We start from the raw sequence: 25,654 nt of genomic DNA, 5'->3' as shown, positions 1-25,654 counted from the left end.
AGCGAAACGTTTTTCTAAAAGACAGAAGCCGCATTTCGTTATATAAAAATGCGGCCATCATAAGAATTAATAATATATTATCGTGTTTGCCGGGCTGACTTTCCCTCAGCGATTCGCCGGCGACGGCGCAAGGCAAAGGCCAGTTGAATAATATTAAGAAGCACCACCACCGCCGTCGCGGCAAATACCCAGCGGAAACCCGCCATCGCCGAGACCGAGGCGCCAATAAGCGGGCCCGCTACGTTGCCTAAATACATGAACGACTGGTTGTAGCCAAAAATGCGGCCGGTTACCTGGTCACTGGAATATTTCACCAGCAGCGTCTGTACAGCGGGCAGCATAGCACCATCCGCGAAGCCAAGCAGGAAGCGCAACACCCCGAGCTGAAGCGGTGTCGTGACGAACGACATGGCAAAGAAAAGGATCACCGCAATGATGAGCGTTGCCATCAGAATGCGTGCCGTACCGATCCTGTCGCCCAGTTTCCCCAGACGCGGAGCGGACATCAGCGCCGACACGCCCGGCACGGCGGCAATCATCCCGCTCAGAAAAGCAATGTTGCTGCTGTCCGGTGCCATCGACTTGATAAACAGCGCCAGAATCGGTCCCACCGAGCCGTTACAGAGCTGGATCACCATCGTTGTCACAAAAAGGCTAATCATCAGGCCAGGATAAGGTAGCGAGGCGAAAACCGCCTTTCCGCTCAGGCGTTCTGATTTGCTGACGACAGGCCGACCGCCCTCTTTAATCAGAAAAAGGGTGACCAGAAAGCTGACCGTTAGCAGGATGGCGGTAATGATAAAGACCGCACGCAGCCCAACATGGTCAGCCAGGAAGCCGCCGAGCAGGGGGCCGCCAATTACACCGCTAATCTGGGCCGTGGAAAGCGTGCTGAGTGCCCAGCCGCTCCGCTCGCGCGGTACCTGTGAGGCCACCAGCGCCATGGCATTCGGAATGTACCCGGAGGTCAGCCCCATTATCGCCCGCAGAATAAACAGCTGCCAGACGTTGGTGGCGAAGGCCTGGAGCAAAATGGCTATCGCCATCCCCAGCGAGGCGCGGAGCAGCATCAACTTGCGCCCCTTGCGATCCGCAAGGCTGCCCCACATCGGTGACACAATGGCGGACACCAGAAACGTCACGCTGAACGTCAGGCCGGACCACATAGAGAGCGCTTCATGGGAAGTGGCCCCCAGCTGCGACACGTAAAGCGGCAGGAAGGGCAATATCTGGCTGATAGCCAGTCCGGTGAAGAAGCAGCCGAACCAGACTGAAATGAGGTTAACTTTCCAGGATTCCATAACAGAAATAGTCTTCATTTTTAGGCGAATTCGCCGACAGATTAGCAAGTTACGCGCAATGACATAGCGCCAGAGATGCGGCCTTGCAGACTTTGGTGTTTTATCTTCCCAGTCATCATATTTGTGAGATAAGTCACAATCTATCCAATTTTCGGCGGAAGATTATGCTTCATCGACATAAGCCATAGCCGCGCATTCCCAGATGGAAATGGTTGGCATGGGCGGCATTGTAGTCCGGCCCCAGACCGTTACCGTAATAGCCGCAGCTTGCCGACAGCAGCGCCTGTAGCCAGGGCTGCGTCTTTTCCGCTTTCCAGCCGTTGAGGACGGTAACACGCTGTCCGTTTGCCAGCCTGAAAGCGCTGATATCCAGCGCATCCGCCGTGGCATGTTCGCTGCGCCGCGCATCCGGGCGGCTGTAGATATTGCGGCAGGCGAAGCTGCCCAGATGTTCAATACGCGTAAGCTCGCTGCCGGTCCAGGTTTTGGTGAGCGGCCGGGCCTGCTGGCTGACAAACAGCGCCGAGCTTAACGCCAGCGGGCAACTGGCAAGGAAGCTGCCGTTCAGGCTGACCGGGCCAAAATCGCGCACGCGCACCACGTTACTCAGCGGACACTCACCGGCGCTGTCAGCGACCGCCTGGGTACGGATAAGCTGGCGTTGATTCGCCTGCGCTAACAGGTTTGCGCACGCCTGCGGCGTTAAGCGCCGGAGTTTAAACTGGGTTATTTTTCCAGGCGGATCGTCAAGCGTAAGCGGCACGAAAGGGTTGTAATGCGGCGGCAACCAGCAGTAGCCCACCGTGGCGATCCCGGCAATAACAATAAGAATAAGCAGACCTTTTCCTTTCACGCGCCCCCCTTCAACATCCCTCAAACATTATGGCAGAAGGCCGCGAAACCCGCCGGGCATCGTGGTATGTTATTGGCTTTTCGTCAGACTGGAAGAGAGTGAGATGGCAAAGCAGCGCGTAGGTATTGTCTTTGGGGGAAAATCATCAGAGCACGAGGTGTCATTGCAATCGGCTAAAAATATCGTTGATGCGATTGATAAAAGCCGTTTTGACGTGGTGCTGCTGGGCATTGATAAACAGGGCCAGTGGCATGTTAACGATGCCAGCCAGTATCTGTTACACGCTGATGATCCGGCGCGCATCGCCCTTAATCCTTCTGATATCAGCGTCGCAACGGTTCCAGGCGTGGCACAGGGACAGCTTATCGATGCCGGGAACGCGCAGGTGCTGGCACAGATTGACGTGGTGTTCCCTATCGTTCATGGCACGCTGGGCGAAGACGGCTCCCTGCAAGGCATGTTGCGAATGGCGAACCTGCCGTTTGTCGGCTCCGATGTGCTGGGTTCTGCCGCCTGCATGGATAAAGACGTCACTAAACGTCTGCTGCGCGACGCCGGTCTGAATATTGCACCGTTCGTCACGCTCACTCGCGCCAACCGCGATAAACACAGCTTCGCGCAGATCCAGGCGCAACTCGGCCTGCCGCTGTTCGTGAAACCGGCGAATCAGGGCTCGTCCGTCGGCGTCAGCAAAGTCACCAGCGAAGCACAGTTTAACGATGCCGTTCGTCTGGCCTTTGAGTTTGACCACAAGGTGGTGGTTGAGCAGGGAATTAACGGGCGCGAAATTGAGTGCGCCGTACTGGGTAACGACTTCCCGCAGGCGAGTACCTGTGGTGAAGTGGTGCTGAATAGCGACTTCTACTCCTACGACACCAAATATATTGACGACAAAGGTGCCCAGGTTGTGGTTCCCGCCGCGCTCGATCCTGACGTTAACGACAAGATCCGGGCGATCGCCGTTGAAGCCTATCAGGCGCTGGGATGCAGTGGGATGGCGCGCGTCGATGTGTTTCTGACGGCGGATAACGAGGTGGTGATTAACGAAATCAACACCCTGCCGGGCTTTACCAATATCAGCATGTACCCGAAATTGTGGCAGGCCAGCGGAATAAGCTATCCAGAACTGATCACCCGCCTGATTGAACTGGCGCTGGAGCGTCACGCCGCTGACAGCGCCCTGAAAAGCTCTGTTAACTGACGGTTAGTCGGCTTTCTCTGCCGTCGTCTCATCGGGACGACGGCGGATAATGAATCCCGCCAGCCAGAAACTGATTACCCAGGTCACCAGCCCAACCGCATAGGTTTGCCAGCCCTTCGCTTCAAATCCCAGCAGCCCGACAACACCGTTGAGTATAAAGATCAGCCCGATCGCAAAGGCGTAGTAATGCCAGTCACGGCGTAGTTTGGAAGTGAGCTTCATGACAACTCCGGCAGAAAAAAACTATCCTCTCACAGTTTGATAAAGCCGTCTGTGGCGGATACGTAAATTCTGAAAAGCAGCGTAGTTTCACTTATGTTATCAATTTGTGACGTGATGCAGAAATCGACAATCCAGGAGAAATCCTGAGCCGAATTTCCCACGATTCTGATATTGACAAATGCTATGACCTGTCACACTCACCCTGTACGACGCGTATTAAAACAGAGTGATATTTTCGGGAGGTCTTATGGCAGACTTTACATTGTCGAAACCGATTTTTGGCGGAAAACAACCAAAAACCTCCACGGCGGGGAATATTGCCTATGCCCTGTTTGTTCTGTTTTGTTTCTGGGCAGGAACCCAACTGCTGAATATGCTGGTGCATGCCCCTGGCGTGTATGAGCATCTGATGCAGGTGCAGGATACCGGCCGCCCGCGCGTTGAAATCGGTTTAGGCGTGAGCACCGTATTCGGGCTCATTCCCTTCCTCGCGGGCAGCATGGTTCTGGGCGTGATTGCGCTCGTGCTGCGCTGGCGCAACCGCCACTGATTACAGTCCCATACAGCGAGCCCGACGATCGTCCACGCGTTTTGCGAACCATGCGGTCGTCAGGTTACGCGTGATCTTCGGGCTTTCAAGCTGAATGCCTGGCAGAATGGCTCTGGGTAGTGCCTTTCCACTTTTCTTCTCTGCAAGCGCGAAAACCTGCTTATACAGATCCGTTTTCTCAAACGCCAGGCTGTCACCCTTCTCCAGCTGTCGGCGAATGTCACTGTTGCTCATCTCCAGCTTCGTCGAAAGTTTTCGCACTGCCCGTTCGGTGGACCCTGCCTCGCTGCTGCCGTAAGCAATGAGATCGCCATCCAAAGCGAGCTTCACACCGCTGGCTCGGATTACCGCATTCTGGAAGGCTGCATTTCGGCTGGCATACCAGCCCGCATTAAAGTCGGCAAAGCGATACAGCGGTTTATCGTAGCTGGCCGGATAATTCAGCAGGTGATACGTCCCAAACCACAGCCCACCGCGCAGGGAGAAGACTTCCTGACGCACCGTACCGTCGATATCCCACGGATAGCCGTCGGTATGCTTTTCCGCAAATGCGATGCTTACCTGCATCGGACCGCCGGTATGTACCGGATTCAGCGAGCCAAACAGCTTCTGCCCCATCGGCACCATATTGATGAAATCATCGAAAATGGCGCTGAGCTGCCTCTCGGTTTTCACCGTATCCAGCCGTTCGCTGTAGCTTTTACCGTTTGGCGAGGTGATTTTAAGGGCGGTATGTACCAGGAAAACCGGGATATGCATCGATTCGGCCCGGCGGTCGATCTCCTTCCAGGCGATTTTGTTCAGGCCAGGCACAACAGGATCTGACTGATACATCGATTCCTGCTGCGCCACCGCCAGCACCGAGCAGATGTTCTCCTCGGTAGGCGCGATCTTCTGACTTTTGAAGGTCGTTGCCAGCGCATCAGTCCACTCACTGCGATCCTTTACGCTGGCGGGCATTTTTTGCCGCACCACGCTCGCCACATCAACGGGCTTCTCCCCTTCTTTGAGCGGGGTAGCCCCTTTCTCGGCACAGCCCGCCAGCACGACGGCGGCGAGTAACGTCAGCGGTAATGCACGTGGTACGGCAAATGGCATAGCAATTCCTTTTTAACCTAATGTATGGGTGACTTCCTGCAAATCCTTATCGTCCAGCTCACGCTCGAAACTGCGTAAACGTTTGTAGATGGACATCAGCTCCACCAGCGTAGTCCAGGAGCTAATCAGGTACTGGAACGAACCGCGAACCTGACCAAAAACGTTGGTGATCTGGGTCATCAGACCGAGTGTAATCGTACCCGCAACGATGGACGGGAACAGCAGGAACAACCCGAAAACGTTATCAACCTGAAGATAAAGGATGCGCGCGATATTGAAATACATGTAATGGAAATAGAGGCGGAAGTAATTACGACGTACGGCGCCAAACAGCTCACGCACGGTAGGCGGTGACGCACGGTTGGGATCGTCTTCACCATACACCAGCTCTTTACGGTAGGCCGCTTCCACGCGCTGGTTTTTAAATTCCAGCCCCGGCAGCTTGATCCCCACCACTGCCAGCAGTCCCGTTCCCATCAGCGACCAGACAATCGCGGCAATGACCAGGCCGTACGGCAGATGGCCGACAATCGGCAGTTCCGGAACGTGGGATGAGAGTGTCACCAGCACCGGCAGGAAGGCGATCAGCGTCATGATGGCATTAATAAAGCTCACGCCCATATCTTCCAGTGTAGAGGCAAAACGCATGGTGTCTTCCTGCACACGCTGTGCGGCACCTTCGATATGACGCAGGTGCTGCCAGTGCGCCATATAGTGTTCGTTCATCGCGGTACGCCAGCGGAACACATAGTGACTGACGAAAAAGTTATTCATCACGCCGATCACCACGGCGATGAGGGCGATGCCGAGGAAGATCCCCACCTCATGGTAGAACTGGTTAATGGTCACTTTATGCGGCGAACTCAGCGCCGTCTGGATCAGATCGTAAAACGGCGCATACCAGGCGTTGACCGCCACGCCCACTTCCACCAGGAACCAGGTGACAAAGATGATTAACGACGTGCCGAGAATCGACCAGTATTGCCAGCGGTGAGGCGAATAGATAAACCAGAACATGGCAAAAAGCCCCACGCAGAGCATGTAATAGGCGTAGAAAAGCAGATAGCTCATGGACCAGAAGCGCGCAGCGCTAATGGGAATGTCGCCCGTTGCCCCCGTAAGACGGGTCAGCCACGCGCCGCCACCGGCCTGCCAGAAAATGACAGCCAGCAGTGCCCAAATAAATGCCGACAGGAAAAAGGGCCCCGGCTTTGGGAAAAAAGACTTAAACATTGTGCTTCCTTCTTGTTGTTATGGCTGTTGCTGTGTTTAACATATCGCCACACGAAACCTTGCCTGGGCCAGCCTCCCGGCTCAGGCAAAAAAGTCAGACCTGCGGGTGAATTATTAGTTCGCTTTCCAGTTTTCAAGAATTGTTTCGGTGCGTTTCACCGAAGGCGGGTTGGCAGGGGCGATGAAGTTACGCCAGACATCGTTATAGTGCGCGATCAGAACCTGGGCATCGGCCGCTGGACGATTGGCCGTGGTGTGGGCATCCTCCGCAACCGTGATGTGGTAGCCCCGGCTGACACCGTTTTTAAAGGTGGCATCGACACAATAATCCGTCGCGCAGCCGCAGATAATAAATTCATCGATCTCCTGTTCGCGCAACAGTGCCTCGAGCGAAGTGTTATAGAAGGCATCGCAAGCGGTCTTCGTGACGTAAAACGCCCCTGCCGGCTGGTTGAGATCGGGCAGCAATGCAAACCCTTCGCTCCCCTCCTCTAGCCCGCCAGCTTCAGTATGCTGTATGAAAATAACGGCCTCAGCAGCCTGGGTAAGCTGATTGATCAGTGAGACACATTTCTCACTCTGATGGCGCGGCGTCTTAAACACCCCATTCTGCATATCAACCACCAAAACCACACGCTTTTCAGACATACCGTTCTCCGCAATAATGAATGTAACTGGTGACTATCATAAGCCCGATGTCACAAAATGGGAGTCTGGCCGTAAGTAAATTGTGCAAATTTACCCACGGTTACGTTTTTCTCGCTATCGTTATGCAAATCGGACGATTGCCCAACGCCGATTAGTAGTATAACTACCCGTAACTCTCCTTATTCACTGGATGGATGCTTTTCGTTGAAACGTTGTCTGCTCTCTTTCGCCGCGCTGTGTGCGGTGAGCCTGTCCACCGCCCAGGCAGCACAGCCTCTGACGGCACCGGTTCTGGCCTCTGACATTGCCGATCGCTATGCGAACCTTATTTATTACGGCAGTGGTGCGACGGGAATGGCGCTGGTCGTGATCGACGGTAACCAGCGGGTGTTTCGCAGCTTCGGTGAGACACGACCGGGAAATAACGTTCGCCCGCAGCTGGATTCCGTTATCCGTGTCGCGTCGATAACCAAGCTGATGACCAGCGAAATGCTGGTGAAATTGCTCGATCAGGGCGTGGTAAAACTCGACGATCCGCTCAGCAAATATGCGCCACCCGGCGCTCGCGTTCCGACATATCAGGGAACGCCGATCAGGCTGGTGAACCTGGCGACCCATACCAGCGCCCTGCCGCGAGAACAGCCCGGTGGCGCTGCGCATCGCCCTGTCTTTGTCTGGCCAACTCGCGAACAACGCTGGAACTACCTGAGCACCGCAACGCTGAAATCGGCCCCGGGTTCTCAGGCTGGCTATTCTAACCTGGCGTTTGATCTGCTGGCCGACGCGTTAGCAACGGCTTCAGGTAAGCCTTACCCTCAACTGTTTGAAGAGCAAATCACGCGTCCGCTCGGGATGAAAGATACTACTTACACCCCCTCCCCGGACCAGTGCAAGCGTCTGATGGTGGCGGAAAAAGGGGCCAGCCCGTGTAATAACACGCTGGCAGCCATTGGCAGCGGTGGGGTTTACTCTACGCCTGGCGACATGATGCGCTGGATGCAACAGTTCCTCTCATCGGATTTTTACGCGCGCAGTAATCAGGCCGACCGAATGCAGACGCTCATCTACCAGCGTGCTCAGTTACGTCGCGTCATTGGTATGGATGTTCCCGGTAAAGCCGATGCCCTCGGCATGGGCTGGGTATATATGGCGCCAAAAGATGGTCGCCCGGGTATTATTCAAAAAACCGGTGGGGGTGGCGGATTCATCACCTACATGGCGATGATTCCGCAATCAAACGTGGGCGCTTTTGTGGTGGTCACCCGGTCACCGAACACCCGCTTCGTGAATATGAGTGATGGCGTAAATAACCTTGTAGCCGGGCTGAGCGCCAATAAAGCGCAGGTACTTACGGCCGCTAACTGAGCTTAATAGTCCGTGGGCAAACGGTTGATACTGATCAGTTTGCCCCGGCTCATATTGATGTAGTTCCCCTGACGCAGCGCCGCCAGAACCTCCGCAACCACCGAACGTGATATACGCGTGCTACGCTGAATATGATTCATCACACCAATTTTTGAGCGTAGCGTGTCATCCCACTCGGCCATATTGATTAGCATCGCCCGAATTTGGCTATACGAATTATTTCCGACCAGCTGGATATCACGTTTTCCCAGTAAATGATTTAGCCATGAAAGCCAGCAGAATGCTTCTTGCCAGAGTTGCGCTTCTTGAATAATTTCGCATGCAGTAGAGGCTGGCAAATAAAATCCGGTACAAGGTGTTTGTGCCATCAGAGAATATTCAAGATAGCTGTCATTAATCCATGCACTTAATCCATGAATATAGGGTGCCCGTGCAATACCCACGAGTAATTCATCTGATTTACGGTGAACGACTGTCAGGCCGGATTGTATTACAAATGTCAATGGTTCATCATCATTATTGCCGGTAGTTATAAATTGTTGTGGTTCCGTTTTAAATGGGGTACCGGCGACTTCCAGACACTTTATGAGCCGGCTTAATTCAGAAAGTGGTTTCGCATTAACGTTCATGCATACCTCAAGTCATCTGTATATGTCGGTTCTTTATTATTTTTAAAGCACATAAAAAAGCGGGGGCAAAATCCCCCGCGTTTTTTTCTTACCAGGTATATTTCACACCCAGGTTTGCTCCCCAGTTCTGGTCAACGTCGCCGCCGCCCAGATAAGTCGCATCAGTGTAAGCACTGAAGTTTTTCGTGAAGCTGAACTGAGTGCCCAGTCCCACGCGAACCGCAGAGCCTTCCACGCCGTTGTCAATGCTGTCATTGTTGATATCAGCATTGTTGTCGGCATCGTCATACACGTAAGCCAGCTTGAAGTAAGGGGTTAATGCCTGCTCGCCACCGTAGTTGAAGGTATAACCTGCATCCACGCCGAGCTCATAACGCATACTGTCGTAAGACTGGCCATCGATACGCATGTCGTTGCTTAACTGATAGTCATCACCGGACTGGAACAGGCCAGAGATCGCCGCGTAAGGCGTGACGTAGCCAGACAGGTTTGGTTTCCAGTCATAGCCCAGTTTCATCCCGAAACCAACGGCGTCAGTCGTGGTATTACCGTCAACATACTGACCGTTGCTCATGGTAGCAGAGAGGTCGTTGTTGAAGCGGGTGTAGCTCATGGAGCTGTCGAGGAAGATGTCGTTCATGAACTTCGCCGACGCGTAGATCATCGCAGTCTGGCTGTCCTGATCGACCTGACCAGTACGATCGCTGATATCACCCTTCGCGAAACCAGCCGCACCACCGACAATCCACTTCGCGTTATTACCGTCGATCTGAGTATCCAGACCCACCATAATGCCGCTTACGTCCTGATCGTAGCTAACGGTGCCATTATCCGCGTCAAAGTTGCCGCCAAAATAGCTCACCCATGCGCCGCCGTTATCTGCCAGGCCATGACGGCTGTTGGTCAGACGGGTACCCACGGTATCCTGTTGCAGATTCCAGATGTTGGTATTAGCAGAAGGAATGCTCAGCGCCATGTTGGCGTAGTCAGTCAGCTCTTCCTGCTGGAGAACAACGGTGTCACCCTTCTGCTGCGCCTGATAGGTGTATGCACCTAAATCAGCTTTGTTTGCCGCAGTAAAGCTGGCAGCGGTATCCGCGTTATTGTCATAGACGCGAATGATCTCTTTGTTTTTGTAGTCAGCTACGGAGCCTGCACCGGTCGCATCGTCGATGCGCACTTTATAGTTACCGGCAACGTCACCGTTCACCGCCAGATGGCCGTCAGAGTTCAGCGCGACAACACCATAGTCGTAGTCCGCTTTATGGCTATCGTTGGTGATATAGCGTGCGTTGTTCAGGTCGCTGTTCAGCACATAATCGCGGCTGGCAACGTTGAGCACACCGCCATCGGTCAGCACCATATTGTGCGTATCAACCTGACCCAGACCCAGCGCCAGCTCTGCACCGTTGTCTACAGTAATGGTGTTGGCATACAGTTCTGCCGTCTCTTCAGTCAGTGCCGCACGGCTGTAGCTATCCAGATACAGGCTGTCGGTTGCCACGGCACCGCTGTCGCCAATATTCAAGGTTGAAGCATTGGTCAGGGTGATGGAATCTGCCAGCAGGCCGGAGTTTTCAACATTGACCTGAGACTGGTTGTTCACCGTCAGTGCATCGATGTTGGAGATCTTGCGGGTATCCCACTCGGAACCGTTATCCAGCGCCACGTTGAACAGGCCGCTCTGATACACCTCTTCACCGGCAACGTGACCGTTGCTGTCAAAGGTAGAATCAGGCCAGATGCTATTCGGGGACAATGCGTGCCAGTCTACGTTGCTGTAGCCCTGGCCATACATCTGCGCAGTGCCGATAGCTTCAACGCTGGACTGCGCTGCACCCACCCACTTACTGCCGTTGGTCAGCGTGACATCCAGTTTATCGGTACCATCCCAGCCGTTGGTGGTTGGGTTATAGACGCCATCTTCTGTGGTATCCGTTGCCGGATCGCCATTCTCGTAGAAGTTGTTATCAAAGGTGCTGGAGAAAAGAATGTCACCCGTAACGGTAGAGTGATCGAAGGTAGCGGTGGTCTGCATGGCGTTATCAGACGCACTGGCAGCAACGATCAGCGCCGCATCATCCGCAGCCGTGGCGTTGGTTTCACCGTAGTCGCTTGGCTTCGCCGTTTGACCGTAGAAGCCGCTGGTACCCAGATCGCTGTATGCGCCAGAGGTCAGCACAGAGTCTTTCACCACCAGCGTATCGGTAAAGATATTGCTGCTGTTAGCAACGCCTTCAACACCGTCGTATGGCGTGTTATCAAGCTCCTGATAACCCTGCGTCAGCGTGATGCCCGCGATGTGGGAATTGTTCTGAATAACGATATCAGACTCAACATCCAGGGTGATGGCGTTACCCAGACCATAGGTGTCCAGATAATGCGTTTCAGTGGTATCGCCATTAACGACATCATACGCATAATGCTCGTAGGTATCGTTGATGGTGGAGTTATCAACAGTCAGGCTAAAACGATCGTACTGGGTATGCGTAGTGCCGTCAGTATCCACGCCTTCTGCACACGTCGTGGTCATACATTCTGACGTGATCATGCCGTTAATGGTGCTGTTAGAAATACTCAACGCGTTCGCACGGCCATTGACACCATCATCCAGATAGTATGTCGAAATAACTCCGTTTACGGTTGATTTATTGATGACTGGATAAATGTCACCATCATGTGTGGCATCTGAATAATCCCAGTCAGCATAACCATAATACCAGGGCGTGGACGCAGTATTGTCATATCCAAAAGTATTATATGTCGTGCCGGATATATCTTTCGCATTGGCCTGAGAAGCGATAGCCAGTGTGCAGGCTAATGCAAGTTGTGATACAACCAGTTTCTTTTTCCATGTTTGCATTGGGTCATCCCTCCTCAGGGACGTAAGCAAGTTTGTCCATCAAATCATTTGGCAACGTTTAATTGCGGAAGGAATTATGCAGTTTCACTTCGAAAAGGTTCAATGAATGATTCCATTAAGTCCGTATTCAGACAAATAAGCTTATAAACCCAGGACAATATCAATCATTATGAATAAATATTATAAATTCAACTGATTGCAAACTACTTTAGTTGCTTCGACACATATAATAAAAAGCAATAAATCATTTATATTTATAATCCCAAACCAATATAGAAGCCTCACCAATATCACATACCACTCTGGACACCATAATAAGATTTATAATATATACAAAAAACATGTAGCGTATATTAATCGATTTCGAAAATCTAAAAGACAACTTTAGTAAAACACCACTCTCCGCTTTCAGGTACACTAAGCCTCTTTGTTCCACAAACATCAGGCATACCATGACCGATTTAATTGCTCGTCCCCGTCGCCTGCGCAAGTCACCCGCACTGCGCGCCATGTTTGAAGAGACAACACTGACCTTAAACGATCTGGTGTTGCCGATTTTTGTTGAAGAAGAGATCGATGACTACAAAGCCATCGACGCGATGCCGGGCGTGATGCGCATTCCTGAAAAGCATCTGGCCCGCGAGATCGAACGCATTGCGAATGCGGGCATCCGCTCGGTGATGACGTTCGGTATCTCCCACCACACTGACGCAACCGGCAGTGATGCATGGAAAGAAGACGGTCTCGTGGCACGCATGTCGCGCATCTGCAAAGAGAGTGTGCCGGAGATGATCGTCATGTCCGATACCTGCTTCTGCGAATACACCTCTCATGGCCACTGCGGTGTGCTGTGCGATCACGGAGTGGACAACGATGCGACCCTGCTGAATCTGGGCAAGCAGGCGGTGGTTGCCGCCGCCGCGGGTGCGGATTTCATTGCACCTTCTGCGGCAATGGATGGTCAGGTTCAGGCTATTCGTCATGCGCTGGATGCGGCAGGCTTTACCGACACCGCCATCATGTCCTACTCCACCAAATTCGCCTCCTCCTTCTACGGCCCGTTCCGTGAAGCAGCAGGTACGGCGCTGAAGGGCGATCGTAAAACCTATCAGATGAACCCGCTGAACCGCCGCGAAGCGATTCGTGAATCTCTGCTCGATGAAGCACAGGGCGCAGACTGTCTGATGGTGAAACCGGCCGGCGCGTATCTGGATATCCTGCGCGACATTCGCGAACGCACCGAACTGCCTCTGGGCGCATACCAGGTGAGCGGCGAGTACGCGATGATCAAATTCGCCGCGCAGGCGGGTGCCATCGACGAAGAGAAGGTGATCCTCGAAAGCCTGGGGGCGCTCAAACGCGCGGGCGCGGATCTGATCTTCAGCTACTTCGCGCTGGATCTGGCTGAGAAGAAAATTCTGCGTTAATCCGCTTTAGCGCCGGGTGGCTTCGCCATACCCGGCCTACTCTCTGCGCGAATCTTCACTAAACTGCAATACAACCGACATCTCCTCCTTCTACTGTCTGGGCAAGACGGCAGGAGGAGTGATCAATGTTTAGTCTCGACAGCGTTCTTGATGACCTTTGGCCTCAGGCGAGGCCCGCACCCTGGCAAAAAAGTCTGTTAAAAAGACTGCTCCACGAAGACGAATTTCAGCAGTTTGCCGCCAGCCACCGTCACCTGAAAGGGCTGGATATGGTAGAGCAGGTTCTGGAACACCTTGATATTCTCTGCACCATTTCCGCCCGAGACCTCGAACAAATCCCCGAACACGGCCCACTCATTGTGATAGCGAACCACCCGACGGGCACCCTGGATGGGCTGGCGCTACTGTACGCCGTTTCGCGCGTGCGCCGGGACGTCAAGGTTGTCACCAACCGGATGCTGTCTCACCTTGAGCCCCTCAGCTCGTTGTTTATCCCCGTGGACAATATGGGCGGCAGAACCGCAAAAGCATCTCTGGTGCAGATGGAGCAGCACCTGCAAAACGCCGGCGTGCTGATCTTCTTCCCGGCGGGCGAAGTCTCCCGCCCAACGCGTAAAGGCATCCGCGATAAAAAGTGGCATCCGGGCTTTATCAAGCTGGCCAGCAAACTACGGGTACCGCTGCTACCGGTACATATTCAGGCCCACAACAGCCTGCTGTTTTATGCCAGCACCCTGGTATCGCCGACGGTATCCCTGCTGCTGCTGATGCAACAGATGTTTCGCCGCCGTCACAGCCAGCTGCCGATTAAAATCGGCCAGCAGATTGCCTGGAATGATCGGTTTAGCTCTACCCTTTCATCGCGTGAGATGGCCGAGCAGTGCCGTCAGCACGTGATACGACTTGGCAAGGGATTGCCTGGCGTCTTTAAAACCCAGTGCGCCATTGCCCGCCCGGAAGACAGGGCCACGCTGAAGCGGGAGCTGGCGCAGGCCGAATGTCTGGGCAAAACCAGCGATGGTAAAACCATCTATTTGTGGCAGCGCAACGGGCAGGAAGAGGCGCCTCTGCTGCGCGAGCTGGGGCGACTGCGCGAGATTGCCTTTCGCGCCGTGGAGGAAGGCAGCGGAAAGCGCCGGGATACCGACAGCTACGATGATGACTATCTGCACCTTATTCTGTGGGATGATGATGACCTCGAGATTGTCGGCGCGTACCGCTTTATGCCAACGGCCATGCAGGTTGAAAAGTGCGGCGTCGAGGGATTGTACAGTTACAGCCTGTTCCACTACGACGAAAAAATGCAGGACATACTGGAGCACGGCATTGAGCTGGGGCGCAGCTTTATACAGCCGCGCTACTGGGGACGTCGCGGTCTGGACTACCTGTGGTCAGGCATTGGCGCCTATCTGGCGCGCTATCCACATTACCGTTACCTGTTTGGTCCGGTGTCCATCTCCGGCGGCTTACCGCCTGCCGCCCGGGATCTGCTGGTCGCGTTTTATCGTCTCTGGTTTCCGGCCAGCCACCCGTTAGCCGCCTCGCGTCAACCCTACCCGGCGTCACTCCCGGACGTGCTGGCGCAATTTAGCGGGGTGGATTACGTGGATGACCTGACAAAGCTCAAATCCCTGCTCGGCAATCTGGGCTGCGGTATTCCGCCGCTTTATAAACAATATTCCGAGCTATGCGAGCCAGGCGGCGTGCAGTTTATCGATTTCGGCAGCGATCCGGCGTTCAATAACTGTATCGACGGGCTGGTGCTGGTGGATCTGTGTTATCTGAAGGCGAACCGCTATCAGCGGTATATAGAGGCGCACTTAATACCCTCACCCCTGCCCTCTCCCTAAAAGGGAGAGGGTGAAAACCGCACCGGTCAGTCCCCTCGCCCCTTTGGGGAGAGGGTTAGGGTGAGGGGCTCAAACCGCACGGTAGAACGGCTTATCCCCCAAAATCGTCGCCCGCTGCATAATCCTTCGCTGCGGCAGGTAATCCGCATTGGCGTAATGCTGCGTGACGCGGTTATCCCAGATCGCCAGATCGTTCTCCTGCCAGCGCCAGCGCACCTGAAACTCCGGCTTCGTGATATGCGCAAACAGGAAGCTGAGCAGCGCCTCGCTCTCTTTTTCCGTTACGTCCACAATGCGCGAGGTAAACCCTTCATTCACAAACAGCGCCTGCTTGCCGGTCACCGGATGGGTACGCACCACTGGGTGCAACAGCGGCGGATGCTTTGCGACCGCATCCAGCCAGCGCTGGTGCTCCTCTTCCGTTTTACGGTACTTATACTCCTGGAACGATTTTTTAAAATCATGCTCCGCCCGCAGGCCACTTAGCAAGGTCTGGAACGGCGCGGAGAGCGCCTCAAACGCCGCAATGCCGCTCGCCCACAGCGTATCGCCGCCGGTCTCTGGCAGTAGTTTTGCTGCCAGAATCGCCCCGGCTGGCGGTGTGTCGATAAAGGTAACATCCGTATGCCAGTTGTCATTATCGGGCGGGTTATCGTTATGAGTGTCCAGCACGATAATTTCCTCCACCCCTTCCGCATGCGGGTAGACCGGGTGGATATGCAAGTCGCCAAAACGCAGGGCCAGCGCGCGCTGCTGTTGCGGGGTGATGGCCTGATCGCGCAGGAACACCACCTGATGGCGCAGCACCGCGTGGTACAGCTGCTCAAACTGGTTATCGCTCAGCGGACGGGTTACGTCCAGGCCCGACACCTGCGCGCCAATGTACGGCCCCAACGGGATAATCGTCAGACGTTCACTCATTGTATTTCTCCATGCCAGGGCGTCAGGCGACGCTGTAGCGTGCGCAGTCCCAGTTCTAATCCAAAGGCGATCGCGGCGATGACCCCGATCCCTGCCAGTACCACGTCAGTCGCCAGGAACTCTCCCGCCGACTGCACCATAAACCCAAGGCCGCGCGTGGCGGCAATCAGCTCTGCCGCCACCAGCGTTGACCAGCCCACCCCAAGGCCGATGCGCAACCCGGTCAATATCTCCGGCAGCGCACCTGGTAAAATGACGAACAGCAGTACCTGCGCGCGGCTGGCGCCGAGCGACTGCGCCGCACGTATGCGTACCTGCTGCGCACTCTTTACGCCAGCCAGAGCCGACATTGCTACCGGCGCAAAAATAGCCAGATATATCAGTAAGATCTTTGACGTCTCGCCGATGCCAAACCAGATCACCATCAGGGGCAGATAAGCCAGCGGCGGTACGGGACGGTAAAGCTCTATCAGCGGGTCGAGAATGCCGCGCACCGTCGGGCTCAGTCCCATCGCAATCCCCACCGGAACGCCAATAATGACCGCCGCCAGCAGCGCCACCAGAATACGCGTCAGACTGGCGCCTAAATGCTGCCAGAGGGTGGCATCCATAAAGCCCTGCGGTCCGGCGATGGCGATCAGTTTTTCCAGAACCTGGCCTGGCGGGGGCAGAAACAGCGGGCTGATCCACTGCTGCGCGGCAACCGCCCACCATACCGCCAGCAACACCACCAGCGTGCTGACGCTTAAGGTGAGCTGGCGAGAGAACGGCCAGCGTAAGGCACGGCGCGTCCGCCGCGTTTTTTCACTGAAGACAATGCTCATGAGAACGCCTCCCGCTGTTCAAACACACGGCTCAGGATGTATTCCCGTTTTTCGATAAATAGCGGGTCTGATTTAATGCTGCGTACTGGCTCTCCCGCCACATAGCGCCGGGCAAACTCAAGCGGCAGACGCTCCAGCACGCGTCCCGGTCCCGGTGAGAGCAGCACCAGCTCCGTCGCCATAAACACGGCCTCTTCGATATCGTGGGTGATTAACAGCACCTGCTTGCCGGTTTCGTGCCACAGGCGCAGCAGCAGGGTTTGCATCTGCTCACGGGTAAAGGCATCCAGCGCCCCGAAAGGTTCGTCCAGCAACAGCAGCTGAGGGTTAGCCGCCAGCGCACGGGCAATCCCGACGCGCTGACGCTGCCCGCCTGAAAGCTGCCAGATAAAGCGTTTTTCAGCCCCCTCCAGCCCGACCTTTTTCAACATGTCGCGCGCCGTATTCAGACGCTGTTCATGCGCTACGCCGGCCAGTTGCAGACCAAACGCAACGTTTTCCTGCACGTTTCGCCACGGAAGTAGCCCTTCGTTCTGGAAGACCACGCCGCGCTCTGCGCCCGGCCCCGTTACCCGTTTTCCTTCGAGTTGGATCGTGCCGTGCTGATACGGTACAAACCCGGCGATCAGGTTCAGCAGCGTCGTTTTCCCGCAGCCGGACGGCCCCAGTACGACCAGCAGTTCACCGCTGTCCAGCGTCAGGTTGATCTCTTTCAGGGCGGGTTTGCCGCCGTAATCGGCAGACAGGTTTGTAATGTTCAGCATCGCAGCCCCCTTATTTCACAAAGCGGTCGGTCACGAACCGGCTGTAATCCGCTGCCACCGCAGGCACTTTGCCCTGCTCTTTCAGGAACGTCGCAGTGTCGACAATCGCTTTGCTCACCGGCCCGTTCAGCTGCTGGACCTGCTGCGCAGGTGTCAGATAGGTGTTGCCTTTCACCAGCCCCGGCACGTCAGCTTCCGGCACACCGCTCAGACGTGAGAGCTTCTCCAGGTTGGCGGGCTGTTTCAGCCATTCATCCGGGTTGCTGATGTAAGGCTGCTGGGCCTCGATGGCGCTTTTGGCGAAGGCTTTCACCACTTCAGGGTGTTTTTCGGCAAAGTCCTTACGAACGACCCAGACATCAAGTGTTGGCGCCCCCCATTTCCCCACTTTTTCGGAGTCGGTCAGCACGGTGCCGTCTTTTTCCAGCTCGTTGACGGCGGGCGCCCAGACGTATGCTCCGTCAATGTCGCCACGCTGCCAGGCGGCAATAATCGCTGGAGGTTGCAGGTTGATGATCTGCACCTGGCCCGGCTTAATGCCCCAGTGTTTCAGCGCTGCCAGCAGGCTGTAATGCGTGGTGGAGATAAACGGCACCGCGATGCGTTTGCCAATCAAATCTTCGGGTTTCGTGATGCTTTTCTTCACCACCAGCGCTTCGGAATTTCCGAGCTGCGATGCCAGCAGGAAGACTTCAATCGGCACCTGCTGGCTGGCGGCCACCGCCAGCGGGCTGGAACCCAGGTTGCCAATCTGCACGTCGCCCGAGGCTAACGCCCGCACAATTGCCGCGCCGCTGTCGAACTTGCGCCAGTCGACGTTCGCCCCGCTCGCTTTGGCGAAGGTGTTATCCGCCTGCGCGACTTTCGCCGGTTCCGCAGAAGTCTGATACGCCACGGTGACGTCCACCGCCTGCGCCTGAAATACCCACAGCGCCAGTGCACCAAGTAACGTGATTCGCGATGAAATTGCCATACCGTCTGCTCCCCTTGTTGTTATAAGGGCAGTATTTCCGGCATGGGATTTTTGATAAAGGAATAAAAAAGAATCGCTAATGACGATTCGTTTTTAGAAAAAAAGCGGGAAAGGATAGTGAATTTTGTGCGGTTGTTTCGCAGGGTGGCGCTGCGCTTACCCGGCCTACGGTTCGTGCAATTTGTAGGCCGGGTAAGGCGCAGCCGCCACCCGGCAAAGGCCTCAGCGCTGAACCGTCAGCGCAGCAATATCCTGCGGCGTGGTCCGACAGCAGCCGCCAATCAGCTTCGCACCTGCTTCCAGCCACTGCGGTAAATACCCCGCCAGCGTCTCGCACGTTTCACCGCGGTGATGCCAGGTTTTACTCACCGCATCGTAATGCTCGCCGGAGTTCGGATAGACCACCAGGGGCAGCGACGTCAGGCTGTGCAGATGCGTCAGCGCCGCAGTGGTGTTTTCCAGCGCGATACAGTTAATCCCCAGCGCGACAACCTGCGGGTAGCTTTCCAGCGCAGAAACAACATCCCGCAGCGGCGTTCCGTCGCTCAGGTGCTCACTGTCACGCAGGGTAAATGAGAACCATGCCCGGGCGCGCGGAAACGCCGTCAGCAACGCCGCCAGCGCCTTAATCTCAGTGAACGAAGGCAGCGTTTCACAGGCCAGGAGGTCCGCGCCCGCATCCAACAGCGCCTCTACACGCGGGCGGTGGAAGGCGGTAAATTCTTCAGCGCTACGCACATAATCGCCGCGATACTCGGAACCATCGGCCAGATACGCGCCGTAAGGGCCCACAGATCCCGCCACCAGCAAAGTGCCTGCATTTGCGTTCTCAGCCAGGTACGCTTCGCGCGCTTTGCGTGCCAGCTCTACGCTTTTGCCGATCAGCGTCCGGGATTGCGACTCGTCCAGCCCGCGAGCGGCAAAGCCTGCGGGTGTCGCCTGATAGCTGGCGGTGATCGCCACCTGTGCCCCCGCGCGGTAGTAGTCGAGGTGTACGTCGCGGATCAGCTCCGGATTTTCCATCAGCACTTTGGCCGACCAGAGACTGTCGGCAAGGTTACAACCGCGCGCTTCCAGCTCCGTTGCCATCGCCCCATCCAGCACGACAAACGGCTGTTTTTCAAGGAGGGCGGTAAGCGGATTATTCTGCGACATGTTCAGGTTCCTGCGTGGTCAGATTTCGGGTCAGGTAGTACGCACCATAACACAGGGCGACAAACGGAAGCCCGCAATAAAGGGCAATACGCTGGCTTGGGTCAAACCACAGGCCGACGCAGGCCACCAGACAGAGGATAAAGCCAAGCACGGGCACCAGCGGATACCATGGCGCGCGATACTGCAACGCGGATAGCGGCTGGCCGGACTGCACGTGACGGCGACGAAACACGAAGTGCGACGCGCAAATGCTAATCCACACCGCCACCACCGCAAAACCGGAAATGGCTGACAGGGCCACAAACACCGTATCCGGCGCGACCACGCTGGAGAACAACGCCAGCACGCCGCCCAGCATGGAAACAGAAAGCGCCGTCAGCGGCACGCCGTTTTTGTTGACGCGGACAAAGCAGCGCGGCAGCGTTTTCTCGTTAGACAGAGACCAAAGCATACGGCCAGAGGCGTACAGACCCGAGTTCGCCGCCGAGAGGATCGCCGTCAGGATCACGAAGTTAAAGATATCCGCCGCATACGGAATGCCGACCTTTTCAAACACCAGCACGAACGGACTTTTCTCCACGCCAGCCTGCTGCATCGGGATCAACGCCGCCAGCACAAACACGGTGCCAATAAAGAAGATGATGAGCCGGGCGATGGTGGTGCGAATAGCAACCGGAATAACCTTGTGTGGGTTTTCCGTTTCCCCTGCCGCGATGCCGATAAGCTCCGTTCCTGAGAAGGCAAAGTTGACCGCCACCATGGTCATCAGGATCGGCAGGCCACCGTGCGGGAACCAGCCTTCGGCGGTAATGTTGCTTAGTCCCGGCGCGGCAGAGCCGTCCGCCATCGGGATAAAGCCAAAGATGGCCGCGCCGCCGAGAATAATAAAGGCGACGATGGTGATAACCTTGACCAGCGAGAACCAGAATTCCCCTTCCGCGAAAAAGCGCGTGGAAATCACGTTAAGACCAAAAATCACAGCGCAAAAGACAACGCACCACGTCCAGACGGGAACCTGTGGGAACCAGTACTGCATGCAGAACCCGGCCGCGGTAAAGCTCGATCCCAGCGCCACTGTCCACGTAAGCCAGTAGAGCCACGCCACGGTATACCCCGTCGCCGGGCCGAGATAGCGGGCGGCATAGACGTGAAACGCGCCGGTTTCCGGCATCGCCACGGAAAGTTCGCCCAGACATTGCATGACCAGCCAGACCACCAGCGCACCGATAAGATATGCCAGCAGCGTGCCCGCCGCGCCGGTTGTCGAGATGATATATCCGGTATTGAAGAATAACCCTGTGCCGATAACGCCACCCAGCGAGAGCATAATCAGGTGGCGGGTTTTCATGGTGCGCTTAAGTTGCCCGTTTTCTTGTTGTGTTTGCATGTTACCTTCTAAACGTATGGACATCTAAACATCCAAAGAAGGAGTGTTATACCGCGATTGTTAACAAAAAGCCACCCGGCGCGACTTCAGCGCAATTATTGGTAAATCCTTAAATCAGTTCTATAGTCGACACAGTTTCTTCTTCACCAGGACTCACTATGCGATTTAACGGACTGACCAAAGGTTTCTTTATTCTCATCCTGGCCCTTGTAACCTGGGCCTTCTTTGACGTGCTGTCTCCCTATTTCTCGGCGATTCTGTGGGCCGCGATCCTGACCATCATTTTCAACCCGGTGAAAAACAAACTGCGTACCGCGCTGGGCGATCGCAACGGGCTGGCTTCACTCCTCACACTCGGCATTATCTGCCTGATCGTGTTTATTCCGTTGATGGTGATCCTTTCCTCGCTCGCGGTGGAACTGAACATGGTTTACACCAGGCTGCAACAGAACAACACGCAGTTCCCGGAAGTGATCGCCGGTATTTTCAACCGCCTGCCGGACTGGGCCAGCGGCTTCCTGGCGGATCACAACCTGACCAACGCCGCGCAGATCCAGAAAAAACTCTCCGATGTCGCGTTACAGGGCGGGCAGTATCTGGCGGGCAGCGCGTTCCTGATTGGGAAAGGGACGTTCGGCTTTGCCATCAGCTTTGGCATTATGCTGTATCTGCTGTTTTTCTTGCTGAAAGACGGGCCGTATCTGGTGCGCCAGATCCTCGACTCGCTGCCGCTGTCTGACTTCGTCAAACAGCACCTGTTCGCTAAGTTTGTCGGCGTGTCGCGCGCCACGGTAAAAGGCACGGCGGTCGTGGCGGTGGTTCAGGGCACGCTCGGTGGTATCGCCTTTGCTATTGTCGGTATTGACGGCAGCGTATTGTGGGGCGCACTGATGGCATTTCTCTCCCTGGTGCCTGCCGTTGGGTCGGCCATCGTCTGGGTTCCCGCCGCCATCTTCCTGTTTGCCACTCACCAGCTGTGGCAGGGTCTGTTCATTGTGGGCTTCTTCGTCATTATCGTCGGGCTGGTGGACAACCTGTTGCGTCCGCTGCTGGTGGGCAAAGACACCAAAATGCCGGACTACCTGATACTGATTACCACGCTCGGCGGTATGGAGCTGTACGGCATCAACGGCTTTGTGATTGGGCCGCTGATTGCCGCTCTGTTTATCGCCTGCTGGAACCTCTTCTCCGGCCGCGACCACGCAGGCAACGCCGAGGAGCTGGACGCAGACTTTATCGAAGAGGGGAGAAATTCTCCGGATCTATAAAGAAAGGCGTTCTGTGAGGCGGCCCTGTGCCGCCTTTTTTTTCGCGATAAATCAGAGGTTTTCTATAATCTGAAATGAACGCTCTTTCACATTTGTCGTAGAAGGATCCAACAGGTGCGAATCGCCACGATCACGAACTGGGCTTATGGTGTCACGGTGTGCCTGACCATTGCCTCCGGCATCGTCATGCTGATGGCTTCCCACGCCGATAACATCGAACGTGAAGCCGTTAAACAACGCCAGGTCTTCGATCAGCTGACGGAGGAGATCGAGACAGACACCTGGATGCTCTCCGATCTGGCGCGGCTTTACGTCATCCAAAAAGAGCCCGAGGTGCTTGAGAAATATCAGGCGAAAGAAGCCGAGCTGAAGAATATCGAACACACGCTGCGACAGCTCAAAAATACGGGGGCATCGGGCGAAGAGCTGGCGCTGCTGTACGACGGACTGAAAATTGTAGACGATCTCCAGGATGAACAGCAGGCAGCCATTGACGGCATCGCCCGTGGCGAGGAACAGCAGGCCGTTTCGCTGCTGTTTGGTAAGAGCTATGAGCTGGAACTCGAACGGGCACACAACACTATCGAACGCTTTCGCATGCTGCTGGACAAGCGCATTATTGCCGACGTGCAGGCCGCAACCAAAACGTCCAAAACGCTTCGAACGGCCTCTGAGGTGATGGTCGGCCTGACCGCCCTGCTCTTCCTGTTTGTGATGGTTTTCATCCTCAAGCGCCGCGTACTCCGTCCGGTGGTGCGTCTGAGTGATGTTGTTCATCGTCTTGCATCGCAGGATTACGCCGTCGAAACGCCGAACTTTACCCAGGTTGATGAAATCGGTGATATGGCGCAGGCCATCCGCATCTTCCGTGAGAACGGGCTGGCAAGGCAGCGGCTGGAAAAAGAGCGCGATGCTGACTGGGCCATCCGCGAACTGCTGGCGCGAATGACCCAGCGGTTGCAGGGCTGTGAAAACTTTGCCGACGTGATGAATGTGGCGGAGCTGTTTGCACCCAATATTGCGCCGGGGGTTTCAGGGCGTCTGTATATTCTGGAACGCGAGCCGTGGCAGATGCGCTGTACGGCCGAATGGCTATCGCCAGAAGGGGATAAAAAGCCGTTCCATCCTGACGAATGCTGGGCCGTCCGGCGTGGTCAAAGCCATCCGCCAGTGAATGGCGAGCCGGATATCGGCTGTTATCATCTGCCCGAATCACAGGCGCAGCAATCGCTGTGCGTTCCCCTGATTGCTCAGGGCGAGGCGATTGGATTGCTCTCATTCCAGAACATCACGCCTGAAACCGCGCCGTCCCGCGCCTATCTGGAACTGATGGCCGAGGCGCTGGGACTGGCGCTGGCCAACCAGCGGCTGCGCGATGCGCTGCTGGAAAAAGCCCTGTTCGATCCCTTGACGGGGCTGCGTAACCGCCACCATCTGGAAGATACGTTACGTACTCAAATGAAGCAGGCCGTGCGTAACGAAGAGCCGGTAAGCTGCCTGATGATCGATATCGATCACTTCAAGAGCATTAATGACCGCTTTGGTCATGAGGCTGGCGATCTGGTGATCAAAAGCGTGGCAGCCATTATTCAACGGGCGGTACATGATAGCGGGCTGGCCTTCCGCTATGGGGGTGAAGAGTTTTTGGTGCTTCTTACCGGTGCAGATGAGGAAGCAGCGCACGCCGCTGCAACGGAGATCTACAACGGCGTGCATGCGCTTTCGCTGCGCTACGGGCTTTCGGAGATTGGCCCGGTGGATGTGTCGATCGGGATCGCCAGCTATCCGCAGCACGCGCAGAGCGATAATCTGCTGCGCGCGGCGGACGTCGCGTTGTACCGGGCGAAAGAGCTGGGCCGCTCGCGGATTGTCAGCTTTGGGATGCTGGAGGCGGGCTAAAGGGGTTATTCGAGCCTGAGGTTCAGGATCGCGCGATCGCCCAAAGCACCACCATACCCAGCGAATTACTCCGCTTTTCCACGTACAGGGTGCCATCGATTAAATAATATCCCTGAGGATAACAGATGCGGATCTCTCTCTTGAGTTCCGGCTCATAGACTTCCGCCCCCGAACAGCTATTTCTGCTGCCGGATTCATACCGGTAAGGTTGGCTCCAGGCAGAGTATTCTCCGTTCAGTAGCCAGGCCGCGGTAAAGATGACGAAAATGGCAACCGGCAGGCTGAAGATGATGAGGCCGAGGTAAAGTTTGACAACGTCAACAAGGGTTTTGTCTTTAAACGCCCTCTTCGCGGCGAACATCACCATCGCCACCAGCGGCAGCAGCAATGTGACAGCCGCAAGATACTGTTCCCCCAGGGCCGTAAGAAATGTCACGCGATAAATCTCGATTGACCAGACAACAAAGCCAAATATCAACGCTAACCCGCCAACGATGAGTGGAATTAAAAAGGCATAGCTATCTTTTTTCATGATGGACGGTTCCTTGTCATGCGTCTGCGGTAAGAAGGTTAAGCATCGCTCGGGTGGCTGCCGACTGACGGCGTTTTTACATCCTGATTATGATGGATAAACGTGGGGAGAGATAAAATATATAAACTAGTAGGATAACTAAATTATAATTCTTATACTTATGTTAAAACGTGGAGGCTGAAATGCGATTAATCCTAATGCTGTGCTGCTTTTTAGTGCAAAGCGTCACCCTGGCTGGTGAGTTGCCAAAACCTGCTGGTAAACCCATTTTAACGATTTACGGTAATATCGAGAACACGAATGAAAGTGGAAAAGCCGTGTTTGATATCGCCAGCCTTGAAAAACTCGGTATGGTGAGCTTCCAGACATCATCCCCCTGGTATAATGGCCGCACAAAGTTTGAGGGTGTTCCAATGAGCAAACTCATGGATTATATTGGCGCAAAGGGTAACGTGGTTAATGTTATAGCGCTTAATGATTACGCGACAGCCATCCCGCTGAGCGACTTTAAAAAATATAATGCCATACTCGCTTTGAAGGTTAATAGTGAATATATGCGCATCCGAGATAAAGGTCCGGCATTCATTGTATATCCCTACGACAGTCTTCCTGAATTAAATAATCAGATATATTATTCGCGATCGGCATGGCAGGTCAGCAAAATGAAGATTGAATAGCAGTTCAGGAGAAC

Annotated in this window: 23 protein-coding genes; 8 read left to right on the top strand and 15 right to left on the bottom strand. The window is 55.1% G+C overall.

The genetic code is table 11. The annotated features are described in order from the left end of the window. Positions 1 to 77: 77 nt before the first annotated feature. Together ACQG2Q_RS04650 and ACQG2Q_RS04645 are read right to left on the bottom strand one after the other, a co-directional pair. Positions 78 to 1,301 carry a multidrug efflux MFS transporter gene (locus ACQG2Q_RS04650; protein ID WP_426759072.1) on the bottom strand — a complete coding sequence of 408 codons (1,224 nt, stop codon included), beginning with the start codon at positions 1,299 to 1,301 and terminating at the stop codon, positions 78 to 80. 169 nt (positions 1,302 to 1,470) lie between these two features. Next, entirely contained in the window at positions 1,471 to 2,154 is a 684-nt protein-coding gene (locus tag ACQG2Q_RS04645; RefSeq protein WP_045308917.1) for an extensin family protein, read from the bottom strand. Positions 2,155 to 2,257: 103 nt separating this feature from the next. On the opposite strand from ACQG2Q_RS04645, the gene ddlA reads away from it, so the two are divergent. Further along, positions 2,258 to 3,355, top strand: coding sequence for a D-alanine--D-alanine ligase (gene ddlA, locus ACQG2Q_RS04640; protein WP_045308918.1), 1,098 nt, complete (start codon positions 2,258 to 2,260; stop codon positions 3,353 to 3,355). Positions 3,356 to 3,358: 3 nt separating this feature from the next. Here ddlA and ACQG2Q_RS04635 read toward each other — a convergent pair whose 3' ends face one another. After that, positions 3,359 to 3,577 (bottom strand): DUF2754 domain-containing protein, encoded by a 219-nt coding sequence (locus ACQG2Q_RS04635; protein ID WP_022647204.1) that lies wholly within the window; start codon positions 3,575 to 3,577, stop codon positions 3,359 to 3,361. Positions 3,578 to 3,824: 247 nt separating this feature from the next. Here ACQG2Q_RS04635 and ACQG2Q_RS04630 point away from each other — a divergent pair, with 247 nt between their 5' ends. Continuing rightward, entirely contained in the window at positions 3,825 to 4,127 is a 303-nt protein-coding gene (locus tag ACQG2Q_RS04630; protein WP_003859159.1) for a DUF2755 family protein, read from the top strand. Here the strand turns inward: ACQG2Q_RS04630 and ACQG2Q_RS04625 are convergent, their stop codons facing one another. From ACQG2Q_RS04625 to ACQG2Q_RS04615, 3 genes are all read right to left on the bottom strand, one after another. Continuing rightward, positions 4,128 to 5,225 (bottom strand): DUF1615 domain-containing protein, encoded by a 1,098-nt coding sequence (locus tag ACQG2Q_RS04625; protein ID WP_063850164.1) that lies wholly within the window; start codon positions 5,223 to 5,225, stop codon positions 4,128 to 4,130. 12 nt (positions 5,226 to 5,237) lie between these two features. Beyond that, positions 5,238 to 6,458 (bottom strand): peptide antibiotic transporter SbmA, encoded by a 1,221-nt coding sequence (gene sbmA, locus ACQG2Q_RS04620; protein WP_022647202.1) that lies wholly within the window; start codon positions 6,456 to 6,458, stop codon positions 5,238 to 5,240. 114 nt (positions 6,459 to 6,572) lie between these two features. Then, on the bottom strand, positions 6,573 to 7,106 hold the full coding sequence (locus ACQG2Q_RS04615; RefSeq protein ID WP_023305557.1) for an isochorismatase family protein: 534 nt from the start codon (positions 7,104 to 7,106) through the stop codon (positions 6,573 to 6,575). Positions 7,107 to 7,310: 204 nt separating this feature from the next. Between ACQG2Q_RS04615 and ampH the strand changes: the two genes are divergently transcribed. Continuing rightward, a complete protein-coding gene (gene ampH / locus ACQG2Q_RS04610; protein WP_426759071.1) occupies positions 7,311 to 8,471 on the top strand; it encodes a D-alanyl-D-alanine-carboxypeptidase/endopeptidase AmpH in 1,161 nt (386 codons plus the stop codon). A gap of 2 nt (positions 8,472 to 8,473) precedes the next feature. Here the strand turns inward: ampH and ACQG2Q_RS04605 are convergent, their stop codons facing one another. Both ACQG2Q_RS04605 and ACQG2Q_RS04600 read right to left on the bottom strand, forming a co-directional pair. Then, a complete protein-coding gene (locus ACQG2Q_RS04605) occupies positions 8,474 to 9,100 on the bottom strand; it encodes a helix-turn-helix domain-containing protein (protein ID WP_022647199.1) in 627 nt (208 codons plus the stop codon). An 88-nt stretch (positions 9,101 to 9,188) separates the two neighbouring features. Then, positions 9,189 to 11,963, bottom strand: a complete 2,775-nt coding sequence (locus ACQG2Q_RS04600) for an autotransporter outer membrane beta-barrel domain-containing protein (protein WP_023305556.1) — start codon at positions 11,961 to 11,963, stop codon at positions 9,189 to 9,191. Between the two features lie 452 nt (positions 11,964 to 12,415). On the opposite strand from ACQG2Q_RS04600, the gene hemB reads away from it, so the two are divergent. Both hemB and ACQG2Q_RS04590 read left to right on the top strand, forming a co-directional pair. Next, the gene (gene hemB, locus ACQG2Q_RS04595; protein ID WP_063850160.1) at positions 12,416 to 13,390 is read left to right on the top strand and encodes a porphobilinogen synthase; all 975 of its coding nucleotides are present in this window, start codon (positions 12,416 to 12,418) and stop codon (positions 13,388 to 13,390) included. Between the two features lie 125 nt (positions 13,391 to 13,515). Beyond that, positions 13,516 to 15,240 carry a lysophospholipid acyltransferase family protein gene (locus tag ACQG2Q_RS04590; protein WP_032624780.1) on the top strand — a complete coding sequence of 575 codons (1,725 nt, stop codon included), beginning with the start codon at positions 13,516 to 13,518 and terminating at the stop codon, positions 15,238 to 15,240. 69 nt (positions 15,241 to 15,309) lie between these two features. On the opposite strand, the gene tauD is transcribed toward ACQG2Q_RS04590, so the two are convergent. The 6 genes from tauD to mmuP form a co-directional block, all read right to left on the bottom strand. Further along, positions 15,310 to 16,161, bottom strand: a complete 852-nt coding sequence (tauD, locus tag ACQG2Q_RS04585) for a taurine dioxygenase (protein ID WP_022647196.1) — start codon at positions 16,159 to 16,161, stop codon at positions 15,310 to 15,312. Next, on the bottom strand, positions 16,158 to 16,985 hold the full coding sequence (gene tauC / locus ACQG2Q_RS04580; RefSeq protein WP_046620593.1) for a taurine ABC transporter permease TauC: 828 nt from the start codon (positions 16,983 to 16,985) through the stop codon (positions 16,158 to 16,160). Before tauC ends, tauD begins: the two co-directional genes overlap by 4 nt. Then, positions 16,982 to 17,749, bottom strand: a complete 768-nt coding sequence (gene tauB, locus ACQG2Q_RS04575) for a taurine ABC transporter ATP-binding subunit (RefSeq protein WP_096216792.1) — start codon at positions 17,747 to 17,749, stop codon at positions 16,982 to 16,984. Before tauB ends, tauC begins: the two co-directional genes overlap by 4 nt. A 10-nt stretch (positions 17,750 to 17,759) precedes the next feature. Then, positions 17,760 to 18,722, bottom strand: coding sequence for a taurine ABC transporter substrate-binding protein (gene tauA, locus ACQG2Q_RS04570; protein WP_063850157.1), 963 nt, complete (start codon positions 18,720 to 18,722; stop codon positions 17,760 to 17,762). A gap of 222 nt (positions 18,723 to 18,944) precedes the next feature. Further along, positions 18,945 to 19,877 (bottom strand): homocysteine S-methyltransferase, encoded by a 933-nt coding sequence (gene mmuM / locus ACQG2Q_RS04565; RefSeq protein ID WP_096216791.1) that lies wholly within the window; start codon positions 19,875 to 19,877, stop codon positions 18,945 to 18,947. Further along, positions 19,864 to 21,264 carry an S-methylmethionine permease gene (gene mmuP, locus ACQG2Q_RS04560; RefSeq protein ID WP_063850155.1) on the bottom strand — a complete coding sequence of 467 codons (1,401 nt, stop codon included), beginning with the start codon at positions 21,262 to 21,264 and terminating at the stop codon, positions 19,864 to 19,866. Before mmuP ends, mmuM begins: the two co-directional genes overlap by 14 nt. Before the next feature lie 158 nt (positions 21,265 to 21,422). On the opposite strand from mmuP, the gene ACQG2Q_RS04555 reads away from it, so the two are divergent. Further along, entirely contained in the window at positions 21,423 to 22,532 is a 1,110-nt protein-coding gene (locus ACQG2Q_RS04555) for an AI-2E family transporter (protein ID WP_022647190.1), read from the top strand. 114 nt (positions 22,533 to 22,646) lie between these two features. Further along, a complete protein-coding gene (locus ACQG2Q_RS04550; RefSeq protein ID WP_048966040.1) occupies positions 22,647 to 24,431 on the top strand; it encodes a diguanylate cyclase in 1,785 nt (594 codons plus the stop codon). Between the two features lie 22 nt (positions 24,432 to 24,453). On the opposite strand, the gene ACQG2Q_RS04545 is transcribed toward ACQG2Q_RS04550, so the two are convergent. Beyond that, a complete protein-coding gene (locus ACQG2Q_RS04545; protein WP_022647188.1) occupies positions 24,454 to 24,963 on the bottom strand; it encodes a hypothetical protein in 510 nt (169 codons plus the stop codon). A gap of 182 nt (positions 24,964 to 25,145) precedes the next feature. Here ACQG2Q_RS04545 and ACQG2Q_RS04540 point away from each other — a divergent pair, with 182 nt between their 5' ends. Continuing rightward, positions 25,146 to 25,640 (top strand): oxidoreductase, encoded by a 495-nt coding sequence (locus tag ACQG2Q_RS04540; protein ID WP_426759070.1) that lies wholly within the window; start codon positions 25,146 to 25,148, stop codon positions 25,638 to 25,640. The last annotated feature ends 14 nt before the right edge of the window (positions 25,641 to 25,654 follow it).

It is taken from the genome of Enterobacter cloacae complex sp. 370H10, assembly GCF_050031535.1.
Classification (GTDB): Bacteria; Pseudomonadota; Gammaproteobacteria; order Enterobacterales; family Enterobacteriaceae; genus Enterobacter; species Enterobacter intestinihominis.
The sequence above is the reverse complement of the archived record's forward strand: the minus strand, read 5'-3'. Positions and strand labels throughout refer to the sequence as shown.